The 13833-nt window shown below is 44.1% G+C and carries 16 protein-coding genes and 1 rRNA gene; 9 read left to right on the forward strand and 8 right to left on the reverse strand.

Going from position 1 to position 13833, the window contains the following annotated elements:
• Positions 1-39 precede the first annotated feature (39 nt).
• Together bcp and MM817_RS06175 are read left to right on the forward strand one after the other, a co-directional pair.
• The gene (gene bcp / locus MM817_RS06170; protein WP_241712626.1) at positions 40-507 is read left to right on the forward strand and encodes a thioredoxin-dependent thiol peroxidase; all 468 of its coding nucleotides are present in this window, start codon (positions 40-42) and stop codon (positions 505-507) included.
• Positions 508-666: 159 nt separating this feature from the next.
• Entirely contained in the window at positions 667-1017 is a 351-nt protein-coding gene (locus MM817_RS06175) for a HesB/IscA family protein (RefSeq protein WP_241712627.1), read from the forward strand.
• A 56-nt stretch (positions 1018-1073) separates the two neighbouring features.
• On the opposite strand, the gene MM817_RS06180 is transcribed toward MM817_RS06175, so the two are convergent.
• Positions 1074-1691 carry a DedA family protein gene (locus tag MM817_RS06180; RefSeq protein ID WP_241712629.1) on the reverse strand — a complete coding sequence of 206 codons (618 nt, stop codon included), beginning with the start codon at positions 1689-1691 and terminating at the stop codon, positions 1074-1076.
• Positions 1692-1823: 132 nt separating this feature from the next.
• Between MM817_RS06180 and MM817_RS06185 the strand changes: the two genes are divergently transcribed.
• Positions 1824-3092 carry a glycosyltransferase family 2 protein gene (locus MM817_RS06185; protein WP_419723372.1) on the forward strand — a complete coding sequence of 423 codons (1269 nt, stop codon included), beginning with the start codon at positions 1824-1826 and terminating at the stop codon, positions 3090-3092.
• A gap of 75 nt (positions 3093-3167) precedes the next feature.
• On the opposite strand, the gene MM817_RS06190 is transcribed toward MM817_RS06185, so the two are convergent.
• Complete coding sequence (locus MM817_RS06190) at positions 3168-3497, reverse strand: YunC family protein (protein ID WP_241712642.1); 330 nt, start codon at positions 3495-3497, stop codon at positions 3168-3170.
• Positions 3498-3598: 101 nt separating this feature from the next.
• Here MM817_RS06190 and MM817_RS06195 point away from each other — a divergent pair, with 101 nt between their 5' ends.
• From MM817_RS06195 to MM817_RS06205, 3 genes are read left to right on the forward strand one after another with little or no spacing between them, the layout of a single operon-like run.
• Positions 3599-5395: a B12-binding domain-containing radical SAM protein gene (locus MM817_RS06195; RefSeq protein ID WP_241712644.1), complete on the forward strand. Its 1797-nt coding sequence runs from the start codon at positions 3599-3601 to the stop codon at positions 5393-5395.
• A gap of 38 nt (positions 5396-5433) precedes the next feature.
• Entirely contained in the window at positions 5434-5913 is a 480-nt protein-coding gene (locus tag MM817_RS06200) for a divergent PAP2 family protein (protein ID WP_336605154.1), read from the forward strand.
• Positions 5914-5948: 35 nt separating this feature from the next.
• Complete coding sequence (locus MM817_RS06205) at positions 5949-6128, forward strand: hypothetical protein (RefSeq protein WP_241712646.1); 180 nt, start codon at positions 5949-5951, stop codon at positions 6126-6128.
• A 27-nt stretch (positions 6129-6155) separates the two neighbouring features.
• Here the strand turns inward: MM817_RS06205 and MM817_RS06210 are convergent, their stop codons facing one another.
• Together MM817_RS06210 and MM817_RS06215 are read right to left on the reverse strand one after the other, a co-directional pair.
• On the reverse strand, positions 6156-6455 hold the full coding sequence (locus tag MM817_RS06210; protein WP_241712648.1) for a hypothetical protein: 300 nt from the start codon (positions 6453-6455) through the stop codon (positions 6156-6158).
• Between the two features lie 12 nt (positions 6456-6467).
• Positions 6468-6956 carry a DUF4149 domain-containing protein gene (locus tag MM817_RS06215; protein WP_241712650.1) on the reverse strand — a complete coding sequence of 163 codons (489 nt, stop codon included), beginning with the start codon at positions 6954-6956 and terminating at the stop codon, positions 6468-6470.
• Positions 6957-6987: 31 nt separating this feature from the next.
• On the opposite strand from MM817_RS06215, the gene MM817_RS06220 reads away from it, so the two are divergent.
• Positions 6988-7683, forward strand: coding sequence for a hypothetical protein (locus MM817_RS06220; RefSeq protein ID WP_241712652.1), 696 nt, complete (start codon positions 6988-6990; stop codon positions 7681-7683).
• A gap of 99 nt (positions 7684-7782) precedes the next feature.
• Here the strand turns inward: MM817_RS06220 and MM817_RS06225 are convergent, their stop codons facing one another.
• Genes MM817_RS06225 through MM817_RS06235 form a run of 3 tightly spaced genes read right to left on the reverse strand, consistent with a single transcriptional unit; the run spans position 7783 to position 11394 of the window.
• Positions 7783-8649 (reverse strand): 2-oxoacid:ferredoxin oxidoreductase subunit beta, encoded by an 867-nt coding sequence (locus MM817_RS06225; RefSeq protein WP_241712653.1) that lies wholly within the window; start codon positions 8647-8649, stop codon positions 7783-7785.
• The gene (locus MM817_RS06230) at positions 8637-10391 is read right to left on the reverse strand and encodes a 2-oxoacid:acceptor oxidoreductase subunit alpha (RefSeq protein ID WP_241712655.1); all 1755 of its coding nucleotides are present in this window, start codon (positions 10389-10391) and stop codon (positions 8637-8639) included. Before MM817_RS06230 ends, MM817_RS06225 begins: the two co-directional genes overlap by 13 nt.
• A 40-nt stretch (positions 10392-10431) precedes the next feature.
• Positions 10432-11394 (reverse strand): GntR family transcriptional regulator, encoded by a 963-nt coding sequence (locus MM817_RS06235; protein ID WP_241712665.1) that lies wholly within the window; start codon positions 11392-11394, stop codon positions 10432-10434.
• A gap of 283 nt (positions 11395-11677) precedes the next feature.
• Between MM817_RS06235 and MM817_RS06240 the strand changes: the two genes are divergently transcribed.
• Positions 11678-12115, forward strand: a complete 438-nt coding sequence (locus MM817_RS06240) for a DUF86 domain-containing protein (protein ID WP_241712667.1) — start codon at positions 11678-11680, stop codon at positions 12113-12115.
• A gap of 31 nt (positions 12116-12146) precedes the next feature.
• Here MM817_RS06240 and MM817_RS06245 read toward each other — a convergent pair whose 3' ends face one another.
• Positions 12147-12788 (reverse strand): 3D domain-containing protein, encoded by a 642-nt coding sequence (locus MM817_RS06245; protein WP_241712669.1) that lies wholly within the window; start codon positions 12786-12788, stop codon positions 12147-12149.
• Between the two features lie 445 nt (positions 12789-13233).
• On the opposite strand from MM817_RS06245, the gene MM817_RS06250 reads away from it, so the two are divergent.
• Positions 13234-13833: ribosomal RNA gene (locus MM817_RS06250) — 16S ribosomal RNA — on the forward strand; the annotation flags it as partial.

The raw sequence follows: 13833 nt of genomic DNA on the forward strand, positions 1-13833 counted from the left end.
TATACTCTAGATGATCGGACGATCAAAAGGAGGAACCATATGGAGATTCAAGTTGGACAAGTTGCACCGGATTTTACACTCGATGCAACAGGAGGTCAAACGATTCAATTAAGTGCACAAAAGGGCCATCCTGTTGTATTGTTTTTTTACCCTAAAGATTTAACACCTGGTTGAACGCAAGAGGCCAATGAGTTTCAGTCGCTCCTACCGGAGTTTACGGAACTTGGTGCCGTAGTGCTAGGGATTAGCACAGACAGTATGGAATCGCATGAGAAGTTTTCCCAAAAGTACAGCTTTACATATCCGCTGGTGTCTGATCCAGACGCTATAGTGTGTGAAGCGTACGGAGTATACAAAGAAAAGAAAATGTACGGTAAGTCCTATATGGGTATTGAACGGACGACATTCATAATCGATGCGTCTGGGAAGATCGCTCATATTTACCCTAAGGTAAAGGTAGAAGGGCACGCCGCAAAAGTGCTTGAAGATGTGAAGAAGATGATGTAAGAGCATATACAAACCTCTCTCAATAAAACGACTCTGTCGCTCTTTGAGGGAGGTTTGTATATTGTGAACGACAGCGTGTGTATTTGTTCACGAGGAAACAGTGGAACTCTTCAGTGCGGCGATGTAATATAAAGATAGTAATGCAAGGGGGAGTCGACTATGGTAACACTAACTATGGAAGCAGCAAGTGTAGTCAAGGATCTTCTTTCTGACAAAGAGGAAGATATGGGTTTGCGTATCTTTGTGAAACCGGGTGGATGTTCTGGTTTTAGTTATGGGATGGCGCTTGATATGAAAAAAGAATCAGATTTACTCTTATTGCAAGAAGGTGTGCCTTTATTGGTGGATGAGGCAAGTCTTCCGTTCATCGATGGCTCAGAAATTGATTATGTCGATGGGCTATCTGGTAAGGGGTTTAAGATCGTGAATCCAAATGCAGTGTCAAGTTGTGGATGCGGTTCAAGCTTCCATACGAAGGATAATCAAGGAACACCAGGTAGTTGTTCATAAGCAAAAAGGTGAGTTCTCTTGAGAACTCACCTTTTTGCTGCCAGCGCGTGCACGTGTCAGTGGGTGTCGTTACGGCGATGTGCCGCTGGACGATTCCTCCACCAAAAGAATGCAATCAGTACAAGTAATAAAGCTGCAAATAGATACGAGAGTGCAGATGTGTGCTGATCGATGCTTGACCAATGCCCTCCTAGCTGATACCCGAGAAGCGTCAATAGATAGACCCAAGGCGCACTTCCGATCGTAGTAAACAAAAGGAACTTACCCATCTTCATGTTAGCAATCCCTGCTGGTAAAGAGATAAATGTACGAATGGCTGGTAAGAGGCGTCCAATGAGTACGGTGATGGCACCATACTTTGCAAACCAATATTCAGCAGAATGAAAATGTTTTTCAGAAAAAAGGATATACTTACCATATCGTGATAATAGCGGACGACCTCCAACGCTCCCTACATAGTAAGCAATTAGTGATCCGACAACATTGCCGATTACGCCTGCAAAAACGGCTGCTGTAAAACTGATATTGCCTTGCCATGCCTCAAATCCTGCAAATGTCATAATTAATTCACTGGGTAGAGGAATACATGCGCTTTCTAGGATCATCGTAAGAAAGATAGCTAGAACACCATAATGACGAATTATCTGTTCAAGGAAGAGGGAAAGGCCGTGCATGGGATACCCCTTTCTAGTTAAGTTGCTGATTTTACATAGGTAAGTATACAGGGTGTAAGATGATCAGTCTACTTGTCCTGTGATTTGCATACATGCTATAGTAAAGAGGGCTTTTATGCTCTGAATGTCAAGATGCAATGGGGGAGACTTCGATTGGGTTTCTGGAGCGCAGTGCTAGATGGAGCGTTCATTGCCCTGCAGGCGGTTACCGGACTCATCGGTGCCTACCAAGTAATCTTATCCGTGTTTGGACTGTACTATCGTAAGCGGAAGATTGAGTTTGAACCGCAAAAACGATTTGCAGTTCTAGTTGCTGCACATAACGAAGCACAAGTGATTCGTCCTTTATTGGAAAATTTGGAGCGGATGGAGTATCCGACACACTTGTACGATGTTTATGTCATTGCAGATAACTGCACAGATCATACGGCTGAGATTGCAAAATCTTGTGGGGTACATGTAGCACAGAGAACGGATGATCAAGAACGCGGTAAAGGATATGCTATTCGATGGATGTTAGATCGTTTGTATGAATCTGATCAAAAGTATGACGCAGTCGTCATGTTTGATGCGGACAATCTAGTTGCTACTAATTTTTTGCGCGTGATGAATGATCGATTAATGGCTGGCAAACAAGTGATTCAGGGCTATTTAGATATTAAGAATCCTTATGATACATGGGTAACCATCTCGATGGCTATATCGTATTGGTATACGAATAGAATGTGGCAGTTAGCACGGTACAATCTAGGCTTATCATGTGCACTTGGAGGCACAGGTCTTTGTATTGATATGGAACTTCTGCAACGTTTGGGGTGGGAAGCTACTGGTCTTACTGAAGATGTGGAGTTTGGTGCCAAGTGCGTGTCGGTAGGAGTGTACCCTGTGTGGGCACATGATGCGCGGGTATACGATGAAAAGCCGATGTCCTTGCGCGCGTCGATGCGTCAGCGGTTACGTTGGATGCAAGGACATTTCAATTGCGCACAGCAGTACATGGTACCACTACTATCCGCAAGTATTGCACAAAAAAGTTTAGCAAAATTGGACGCAGCTATTTATCTGTTTCAACCTATGCGTTTTTTGATTTTATTTTTCACAGGCTTTATGTTGATGTTTCAACTCGGTGCCCCGGCAGCGTGGACAGTTAACATGGCAACTGAGTTGCTCCCTACTTGGTTTTGGGCGACCATCAATCTTTTTATTTTATTTCAAATGCCCTTAGCTATGATCTTAGATCGCACTCCCTGGAAAGCATATCTAGGCTTGCCGCTTTTCCCGATATTTATGTTTACCTGGTTTCCTGTCACGTCGATTGCGTTATTTACGCGCAGAAACCGGATTTGGAAACATACGGTGCACACGCGTGCGATTCAATTAGATGATATGCGAACTCGCTAAGGAGACATCACGCGGGCGTTAGAAAAACTATATCGCCCGCGTGATGTCTCCACCTTGTATGCTCATCGTTGCTGCTTATTGGATCATGTTGCCTTCTTTGTGATGATACATTTTATAAATAGCTTCTCTACCGATCATACCTACCGTGATGCCAAGTAGTTTTGCTTCATCGGTGACTGATTCTAGTGGGGCTGCCAGTAGTTCCTCAACTGTTTTCACACCGACTGCTCGCGCAGCGATAATGTGACGATCCTTGAGACGAGTATTGAGCAATTCAACATCTAGTGCACCGCACATGATATAACCGATGTCTGTTGATATAACGACGAGTTGAGTTTTGGGGAGCGTGACTGTAGTTGCAACACACGGACAGTTTTCGACAACCAATGGGGTTACTGTAACCATGGATCGTATGCCTCCTCTCTCTGCTAGCATATGGTTATCTGTTGGGCACTGTGTCATTATTTCATGTATTGGCCATACTGTTTTTGCGAGGTGAGATCAAGATGGCGAGAGTGTTTTTGACGACATTGAATGCAAAGTTTGTTCACTCGTCTCTTGCGCTTAGATATCTTCGTGCCTATGTGGCAGATGCGCATGAAGTCATCATGGAGGAGTTTACAATCCATGACCCGATGTTGCACATACTGGGGCAAATCTATAAAAGTAAACCAGATGTGGTCGGGCTAAGCTGTTATATATGGAACATCGAAGAAATAAGGCAACTAGTGCCATTGATTAAAAAGGTCCTACCAGGTACGATTATCGTTCTTGGGGGACCAGAAGTGTCTTATGAAACGAACGCATTTATGGAAGAAAATCTTGCAGTTGACGTCGTTGTTGTCGGAGAAGGAGAAAAACCTTTACGCGAACTATTGGCAGTAGTAGGTGATCGATCAGAGTGGTGCCATGTACGTGGGGTGTATTATCGAGACGAGCAATGTGTGATCAGACGAACGGGCATCCAAGAAAAAATCCAACTGGATGAGATTCCTACGCCGTATCCTGACGATAGGATGGCTGAATTACATCAACGGATTGTTTATTTTGAAGCAAGCAGAGGGTGCCCATTTCATTGTCAATTTTGTTTATCGTCCATTGAGGATGGAGTACGCTATTTCAGTCTGCAACGGGTGATCGATGAGTTAGATCATTTAATACGCGCGGGTGTCCGGCAGATCAAGTTTGTCGATCGCACGTTCAATTTGCGTAAAGATTATGCGCTCAACATATTTGAGCATCTCATTCAAACACCTGGTGAGACTACGTTTCATTTTGAGATTACGGGGGACATCTTACGGTCAGATGTTGTACAATGGTTGTGCGACCATGCTCCAGCTGGCCTTTTTCGATTTGAGATTGGCGTACAATCGACCAATGATGTAACCAATGATCTGGTGCAACGCAGGCAAGACTTTACACGTCTTTCGACGACGGTGAGAAACATTAAGGCATCCGGACGCATTTTGCAGCATCTAGATTTGATTGCTGGATTGCCAGAAGAAGATTATCAGACGTTTCGTAAGACATTTGATGATGTATTTGCACTGCGCCCTGATGAGCTGCAACTCGGGTTCCTAAAACTTTTAAAAGGTACAGGTCTACGTAAAATGGCTGAGCAATTTGGTTATGTTTACATGGAGACAGCACCTTATGAACTATTATCCAATAAAAGCTTGTCTTTTTCGGATGTATTACAGTTAAAGTACATGGAGGATATTTTAGAAAAATACTATAATTCAGGACGGTTCCCTTTAACAATCGATTATTTAATGAAGAACTCGTATACATCAGCGTTTGATTTCTTTCAATCATTTGGTATTATGTGGAATGAAAATGAGTGGTCTCGCATAGGTCACCAACCGTTAGACCTCATCGATCGACTGCGCCAATTTTTATTGCGCGAAGGACGTTTAGATGTGAATGTAGAGACACTCTTGCATGCAGATTATTTACTTCGTGAGAAGATGAGGCCACGCACATTATGGTGGGATACGCAGTGTCCGCATGGTCTTCAACTGCAACTTCTACGCACGCTTTTCGATCAAGGGCATATAGGAGGCCATGCTACAGATGATCGGCTACTTGTGCGCCAAGGGAATGTAGAGAAACGTATCGTATTTGATCGAGCCACTGTGGGTGCGATTCAAACGATATTTCCAGAAAAGGATATGGCAGATGCTCATGGATATTATTTTGCCTATGTCTATCCTAGCGATGTAGGGAAAGCGAGTGTATATTTGCTTTTCGATCAAACGATGGAGAAGCATAACGTTACTATGTTACAAGCTGTTCAGCCCTAAGAGGTTGCTGTGGTTCATCTAAAAGGAGGGGCCGACTGGTGTGGTTTACTGCATTTCTACGAGGCATTGCACATAATCCAGCTTTGATGGCAGCGCTGGCTTCGATCCTCGTAGCCCAAGTAATTAAAGTGCCCATTTTTTATGCGACAAATCGCAAATGGGAATTATCTAAAATGATGTCTACAGGTGGAATGCCAAGTTCGCACTCATCTGCAGTGTCTTCTTTATCGACAGTGATTGCTATTCGTATGGGAACGGGATCCATGTTATTTGCGGCAGCTGTAGTTTTTGCAATTATTGTCATGTATGATGCTGCTGGAATCAGGCGGCATGCAGGAGAGCAAGCTATAGTCATTAATAAATTGGTGGAAGAGATCGGTAAATACATGGATCGTCTTCCCATGGGACGAAATGAAGAGTATCAAGAAAAATTAAAAGAAATGCTAGGTCATCAGCCCATCGAAGTATTCATGGGTTCGATATTGGGGATTTTAATTGGTGTCATTGCTGCTCGTTAGCCATAGGGGGCTAACGAAAGGAGAGATGAATGCCAATGAAATTGTCGATACAAGAGATGGATACGGTGCAAAAAGCGTTGCATAGTGCAGTGATGCGCGCGCAGACAGATGAAGAACGCAAGCAGTATCAAGCCGTTTTGGATCGCATCTACGAATTGCCACCGGTTATAAAAGATGGTTTTTTGTATGATTTTGATGATGATGCAAAGACCTAAAAGGATCTGCTTACGCAGATCCTTTTCTCAGTCTAGAGAAAAATCAGTACCGTCTTCCCCCACAAATTGTATTTCAGTTTGATCATGTTCACGATTGATTTTTTTGATGGCTTGATCTAATGCAAGGGCAGGGTCCTTTACGACAGCACTGCCAAATATGTAGAGCAAATCACTGTTTGTTGGAGTACCTATCGCGTAGTATTCACTTTGCACCGTTTCAAATAATTCAATTTCAAACGTGTCGGCACCAATTTGATAGGTATAGATCTCTTTTTTTAATAAATTGGCATCCTCGCGAAGAGTAAGTGATTTCCAGTGATCTGACATGAGAACACCTCATTAGATTTGTTTTTTGTTCCTTGTGCTAGGATCCCCAGTAGACCATATGGCTAAGCTAATCAAGATAGCAACAATACCTATTAAATTAAATAACATGGAGATACCATGGTACATAAAGAAACGTGCGATCAGTGGAGTACTAGGTCCTGCAAAGGTAGGAATGCGTGCTGTGAGGCTTTGCATTCTTGGGAGGATGTACAGCCATCCAATCCATGTTAAAAGAGTTGTAAGCCCTACTAGACTTTGTATGACACGTGCCCGTTTTAGGGTGGGTTGTTGATATAGCCCAAAACCTGTGACAAATGCAATAACACAAAGTATCGCAGTAAGTGTATAGTAAATAGGGAACAACTGATCCAATACTTTGCCTGCTGTATTAATAGGCAAAACATCAAATAGAGTCGGGGCAACGACTGCGGTGAAAAAAATCATGGTGCCAAATGCTATACTAATCGATATGGCAAATGCAATACGCGTGGTTGCTCTCATTCTATGATCTCTCCAAAAAGGTGTGATGGGTATGTCAAGAAACATAAAGAAATTATCATTTTTGGTTATAGCGCTATCTTCTATTGCGTTAAGCGGTTGTGGTACGAGTGGCGGTGGCAGTGGTCCTGTATCTCAACCAATTGCTCAACCATCAAATGTTGGTAGCTCTTCGCAACCAGCAAGCAATAGTGCAAAGACGACCACCAGTAAGACAACTTCTAAGACTGCAGTAACGAACAAAACAAAAAAGAGCAACACAGCAACGACATCTTCTGTCACAACGACAACGTCATTGGCGCTGTCTTCTGTAGCTGTTAGTGAAACAGGTACGGGCAGTAGCTTTGTTCCAGTATCTTCTACTATTTCGTCTATTTTACTACCGACTGGCTGGCAGATGCAAACCATGTCATTAGGAAGTGGTGGAACAAGCATTAAGTTGACTAATCCAACGGATTCTGCACAGATGATTAGCGAAGTGATTATGCCATCTGATCGTAATTTGCAGTCTTTCTATAACGCGCAATCAACTGGTACCGTTCACTGGATCGTTCCGAATCAGATTCTATCCTATACGCAATCGAATCCCAATAATCCATATCAAGATCGCGGGATCGAAGCGAATTTGAGTTCTGGTGGATCTGTACGCGTGGATGTATATCTGCCATCTTCTGAACAAAGTAGTGCCACTCAAATTTTAAATAGTTTTATTGGTAGTAGCGCCAATTAAGTATGCTTGTCAGGAGTGATTGCACATAAAAGGCGGAGGGTTAACCTCCGCCTTTTATGTGCAATCCAATCGTCATCAGCTCGCGAAAGCAAAATACAATTAGTTGAATTCTTCCATGGTTTTCTCAAAGAAGTCGCGGTCGATGTGAATATCTTGATGAACAATAGGCATTTCTTTGTAACCCTCAATCAAAGCATCCAACGGTTTTTTAACGGTGTCTTTATAAATCAATCCAGTACATAGACCATCCGTTTCAGCTACCTTTAGCATAGCCATGTTGCGATTAGTGGGATCGTAGTCAGGGAACTGCTCTAAATTGACGACGTGTTCCTTATACCACTCGTAGGTATTAACTTTATTGTATGTCACACAGGGACTAAAGACGTTAATGAGTGAAAAACCTCTATGTTCGATCCCTGCTTGGATGATTTGCGTTAATTGGTTGACATCATGAGAGAAGCCTTGCGCTAAGAAACTGATACCAGCTGCTAACGCGATCTGCAATGGGCTAATCGCGTTTTCAATGTTACCTGCAGGCGTTGTTTTTGCTTTAAAGCCAAAAGCGCTTGTAGGAGAATGCTGCCCTTTGGTCAATCCGTAGATAGAGTTATCCATAACGATATAAGTAATGTCCATGTTGCGTCTTGCAGCATGCATAAAATGTCCAAGACCAATACCAAACCCATCACCGTCGCCGCCAGCTGCAAGGACAGTTAAATCGTGGTTAGCCAGTTTTACACCCTGTGCTACTGGAAGGGAGCGACCATGAACACCGTGAAAACCATAGGCGTTAAGATAGCCGGAAATCCGCCCAGAACAACCAATGCCCGAAATAATGGCGACATTTTGTGGCTCTAAATCTAAGTTTCCAAGTGCGCGTTGCATCGCTGCTTGCACAGCGAAATCTCCACAACCTGGGCACCAGTTAGGTCTCACACTGTTGCGAAATTCTTTTACCGTTGCCATGCGATCATCGATCCCTTCACGTGAGCTTCAATTTCTTTAGCTAAGAATGGCGTGCCATCATATTTGAGATAACTCTTCATCTCTGGGTGATTGAGTCCAAAGAACTGCATGAGATGGAAGAGTTGCCCTGTACCGTTGCTTTCGATAACAATGGTTTGTTTAGCACTGTTTACATACGAAGTCATGGTCTTGAGTGGAAAGGGTGATAGAACTTTGACTTGCGCATGGCCAACTTTGATCCCTTGATTGCGCAGACGATCCACTGCCTCATCAATAGGGCCGATAGATGATCCTACACCAATCAATAGTACATCCGGATTTTTATCGCCGGTATAAGAAACGCTGTTTGGTAGTTCGATGCCATCGAACTTGTTGAGGCGTTTATTCATCATCAGCACGTGGTTATTTGGACCTTCATCAGGACGTCCAATCTCACTGTGCTCAACGCCAGTCACATGGTGAATCCCGCCGAGTTGACCTGGGAAGACACGAGGTGAGATGCCGTCCTCTGTGCGCTCGTAACGTTTAAACATTTGACCGGCTGGCACTTGATCCAATTGCTCTTGCGTCGCAAGAAGTCCGCGATCAATCGTGACTTTGTCATAGTCAAACGGCGCTACAGATTGACTGGCCAAGGAAAGTGCTAAGTCAGTCATCAAAATAACCGGACACTGATATTTTTCTGCATAGTTGAAAGCATCTACAGATGCGTAAAAACACTCTTCAGCCGACGAAGGTGTCAGAACAATTTTTCCGATTTCACCGTGATTGCCAAATAGAACGGCATACATATCACTTTGTTCGTGCTTGGTAGGAAGACCTGTACTTGGTCCGCCGCGTTGTGTGTCAATAATCACAACGGGAGTTTCTGTCATACCAGCTAGTCCAAGGGCTTCCATCATGAGTGATAGACCAGGACCGGATGTCGCTGTAAGTGTGCGCGCACCCGCATAAGCTGCGCCAATCGTCATGTTTAAAGCAGCAATCTCATCTTCAGTCTGTACGACGACTCCGCCAACTTTCGGCAGTTTTTTGATGAGATACTCCATGACGTCAGATGCCGGTGTGATCGGATAAGCAGGCATAATACGTGCGCCTGCAGCCAGTGCACCAAACGCAATGGCATCGTTGCCGATCATAAACAGATGCTTATCTGGAATAGGTGGGACAAGTTTAAATGCCGCAAAATCAATCGCCTCACCATCCATGGCGTCAAATCCAGCTTGAATCGCTTCAAGGTTTTGGTCGACAATTTTCTGGCTTTTACGGCCAAAACGACTTTGCAGCACTGGCGTACAAAAATTCACATCTAATCCTACTAGACGAGCTGTTGCGCCGAGTGCGACCATGTTTTTCATGATGACAGCACCGTGTTCTTCGGCGATTTTTGTAAAAGGCATGACAACGAGTTTTACATTCGCTGTTATTTTATCAGATAATTTTGGATTAAATTTTGCGTCCGCAATCACGACCCCGCCATCACGAAGCTCCATGCCGTTTAAGTCGATGGTTTCTTGATCAAATGCAACAAGAATATCGAGGTAATCAGCACTTGCAGCTTTAGGTGAAGTCGTAACGCGAACATTATCATTCGTATGACCACCTTTAATGCGTGAAGAAAAATGGCGATAAGAATAAATATAATATCCCATACGATTCAACGAGGTTGAAAATGTTTTACCAGTAGAATCAATACCCTCGCCTTGTTGTCCTCCAACTTTCCAGGACAGTTCATGTAACATAAATTGTCACTCCCTCTAGCGTAACGCGCAGGAGCAATGATCACCGTTTTCGGCGAACATCTGCTACAGCTGCACGGAGTAAATTCACAGATGCTGCATCAGGTCGAAAAACAAATTCAATAACGGATTGATGTGAGGCAATCGCTTTTTCCACTTCTCGTTTACGGCTTGGTGAGACAATCACTGCTTGCAAACCTTTGACGAATTGAGATAATTCCTGCATATCAGAAGTAGTCGTCATGCGCAAAATATAACCATCTAATCCAGCTTGACGAAGTGCTGAGCGAATCTTTCCGGCAAACCGTTCGCTACGGCAGACAATCCCGACTTCGCTATGCACAGGAATACGTGCAATTTTTACAATGGTCTCTAACTCTGGATCCAAAGATACTGCAAGAACGCTTCTTGTATCGCCTAACAACTCACGGACCTCTTCAAAATGAAAAAAGGTCGTCATAATCAGGTCTGCAGACTCTACTTGTAGTAAGGCATCCCGTTCTTGATCGCGCAGTTCATCGATGATGACGGGAGTGATGTGTACACCTCCAAACTCCAGTTTACGAGAGAAATACTCGACTTGTTCGCGGTTGCACTCGATAAAGACAATTTGTGATTGATCTAACAAAGTTGCCTTTTCTTTGGCGCGAGAAGATGCGAACTGTAGGAAGTCATCAAGCGTAAAGCCGAGTTGGAGGCATTCTTCCAAAGCGACATCAATGACTTTTTGGAGAAGGTCACGACGATTGCCTAACCTCACCTTATCATCGCGATCACAGACAAAAGTGCCGCGTCCTTGAGCAGACGCAATGACGCCTTCATGTTCGAGTTCGTGATACGCTTGACTTATCGTATTGCGACTGACTCCGATCATTGCAGACAACTCGCGCTCCGTCGGCAATTTATCCCCGGATTGATAAATACCAGCCCTAATGTCGGAAATGACCTTATCCTTCACTTGGACATAGAGTGGGATCCCATTCTTGCGAATGACTGTACGGTTCACCGCGATCCCCCTTGCTGGCTCCGACAAGATGGACTAATCCATTGATCCATCTCTTTTCATGTTTATTATACCCGATGCAAAAACGAAGTGAAGCCCTGATTTACTTTTTTCTCTGCAAATTTCAAAAAAATGTGACCGTGTGGTTCATATTTGCGTAGATGACCGCTATATAGCGAAGGCAAAGTTCTATTTTCATGTGAAAAGCAGGATGAGGAAATATATGATACTCTAGACTACAGGCGCTAGCTATGGTTAAAAAAGATCTTCGAAAGAGGTGGCGGGTATGTTTGTTACTGAAAGTTTGAAGAGTAAGATATTTGTCTTGACAGACGTTCTTCATGAGACAGCAGGGTATATGAATGTGGCATTTGTTTTAGTCGATCCAGTGAGTGAAGAGCATGATGCGCTGATGGAAAAAGCTATGGAGCGGCTTGTACATATTGCTATTGAAGGCATTGCGGATATCGGAAACTTACTAATTGATACGCTTGTGATGCGTGATGCAGCAAGTTATGCAGATATTATTGATATTTTGTCCGATGAGCATGTGATCACATCTGATGTAGCAGAAGTATTGCTACCGATGTTAGAGTTTCGAAGAACGCTGATGCAAGATTATCAGAGTGCACATGCAGCTAAAGTATTGAAGTTTGTTGAACATGCTTCATATATCGATCAGTTTGCTGATCAAGTGACGGAGTACTTGAAGAACAACGAATAAAAACCTGGCGGACAAGCTCCGCCAGGCAGATTTACGCCTTATTTTTTTGGCGATTGTGTCCGAATACATACACTTTAACATGTTTTTTCACGCCAAATATCTTTGCGTCATTTTCATCCATAAAAAAGACGTCGATGTGAGGGCCCTTAATGGCACCTCCAATATCTTCTGCTACTCGATACCCTATCCCATCAATATACACAAGTGATCCAAGAGGAATCAACGTAGGATCTACTGCTATGGTGTGCCGTGGTTTAGCTACTCGACCGGTTGCTGTTATCCCATATCCGGGATCTCCAGGATTTTTTCCCGTTGACTCGAAACCTGCACTGTAAGCTGTTAACTTACAATCATACGTTCGAACTACAGCGAGTCGACCGAGTGCTTCGGCTGTGGGGAGGACAGGATTTAAAGCAGCCATTGCTTCGATTGCTTGAATATTTGATACATGAGCAGGACCTTGCGCTTCGCTCTTATGGACACCTTGTGTATGGACATGTAAAGAGAAGCGAGGTTCAGCTTGGCCGTGCTTTTTACTGGCGTTGTGAATACTTGGTGATTCACTAACCATGCACTGTGATTGCGTATGATGCGTATCGCTATGAATAGCGGCAGATGCTGTAGTAAGCACTGCTAAAGCCCCATACGCAAACACGGTACTTATAGGTACCATGAAAGAAACCACCTCTAAAAATGGTTAAAGTGAGTCATTCAAAAGATAGCAATGCCCTGACAAGTGAAAAGATATGCAAAACTTTATCAGTTATTTTTGTGAAATCACTAGTAAATCTGCGAAGAGAGCACCAGATATAGTGAGGCTAGATGTCGGAATACGCGACAATAATATGAAGACATAAATACACCAGACATCCAACTGAGATACAATCAGTATCGGAAATAGAAAGCATTTATATGAAAGTGATAGTGGCAAAAAAGATGGGAAAATGTACGTACGAAAGTCAGAAAAGTAAAATCAGAAATTTGGTTGACTCTCTAAAACGGACTGTGTTATATTACTACCTGTCGCCACGAACGGCGGCGCGAAGAAGGCAAGCAAGTGGATCCTTGAAAACTAAATGCAACAAGAGACAAACACGCGAGCAAAGAAGTAGTAGACATGAATTAAGAGTTTGATCCTGGCTCAGGACGAACGCTGGCGGCGTGCCTAATACATGCAAGTCGAGCGGATAGATCTTCGGATCTATGAGCGGCGGACGGGTGAGTAACACGTGGGTAACCTACCTTTTAGATGGGGATAACGCCTGGAAACGGGTGCTAATCCCGAATGGGATCTTTCTTCGCATGAAGAGAGAAGGAAAGGCGCTGCAAGGCGTTGCTAAGAGATGGGCCCGCGGCGCATTAGCTAGTTGGTGAGGTAACGGCCCACCAAGGCGACGATGCGTAGCCGACCTGAGAGGGTGACCGGCCACACTGGGACTGAGACACGGCCCAGACTCCTACGGGAGGCAGCAGTAGGGAATCTTCCGCAATGGGCGAAAGCCTGACGGAGCAACGCCGTGTGAGCGATGACGGTCTTCGGATTGTAAAGCTCTGTCAATTGGGACGAGCGGCATGGAGAGGCAATGCTCTATGCGAGACGGTACCAGAGAAGGAAGCCCCGGCTAACTACGTGCCAGCAGCCGCGGTAATACGTAGGGGGCAAGCGTTGTCCGGAATGACTGGGCGTAAAGCGCGCGCAGGCGGTTTCTTGCGTCTGA

Origin of the sequence: Sulfoacidibacillus ferrooxidans, assembly GCF_022606465.1 — a bacterium.
GTDB classification, from domain to species: Bacteria; Bacillota; Bacilli; order Alicyclobacillales; family SLC66; genus Sulfoacidibacillus; species Sulfoacidibacillus ferrooxidans.

Coding starts and splice junctions, on each gene's coding strand:
- MM817_RS06175 (WP_241712627.1), top strand. CDS start 667: ATGGTAACACTAACTATGGAAGCAGCAAGTGTAGTCAAGGATCTTCTT.
- MM817_RS06180 (WP_241712629.1), bottom strand. CDS start 1,691: ATGCACGGCCTTTCCCTCTTCCTTGAACAGATAATTCGTCATTATGGT.
- MM817_RS06185 (WP_419723372.1), top strand. CDS start 1,824: ATGCAATGGGGGAGACTTCGATTGGGTTTCTGGAGCGCAGTGCTAGAT.
- MM817_RS06190 (WP_241712642.1), bottom strand. CDS start 3,497: ATGGTTACAGTAACCCCATTGGTTGTCGAAAACTGTCCGTGTGTTGCA.
- MM817_RS06195 (WP_241712644.1), top strand. CDS start 3,599: ATGGCGAGAGTGTTTTTGACGACATTGAATGCAAAGTTTGTTCACTCG.
- MM817_RS06205 (WP_241712646.1), top strand. CDS start 5,949: ATGAAATTGTCGATACAAGAGATGGATACGGTGCAAAAAGCGTTGCAT.
- MM817_RS06210 (WP_241712648.1), bottom strand. CDS start 6,455: ATGTCAGATCACTGGAAATCACTTACTCTTCGCGAGGATGCCAATTTA.
- MM817_RS06215 (WP_241712650.1), bottom strand. CDS start 6,956: ATGAGAGCAACCACGCGTATTGCATTTGCCATATCGATTAGTATAGCA.
- MM817_RS06220 (WP_241712652.1), top strand. CDS start 6,988: ATGTCAAGAAACATAAAGAAATTATCATTTTTGGTTATAGCGCTATCT.
- MM817_RS06225 (WP_241712653.1), bottom strand. CDS start 8,649: ATGGCAACGGTAAAAGAATTTCGCAACAGTGTGAGACCTAACTGGTGC.
- MM817_RS06230 (WP_241712655.1), bottom strand. CDS start 10,391: ATGTTACATGAACTGTCCTGGAAAGTTGGAGGACAACAAGGCGAGGGT.
- MM817_RS06240 (WP_241712667.1), top strand. CDS start 11,678: ATGTTTGTTACTGAAAGTTTGAAGAGTAAGATATTTGTCTTGACAGAC.
- MM817_RS06245 (WP_241712669.1), bottom strand. CDS start 12,788: ATGGTACCTATAAGTACCGTGTTTGCGTATGGGGCTTTAGCAGTGCTT.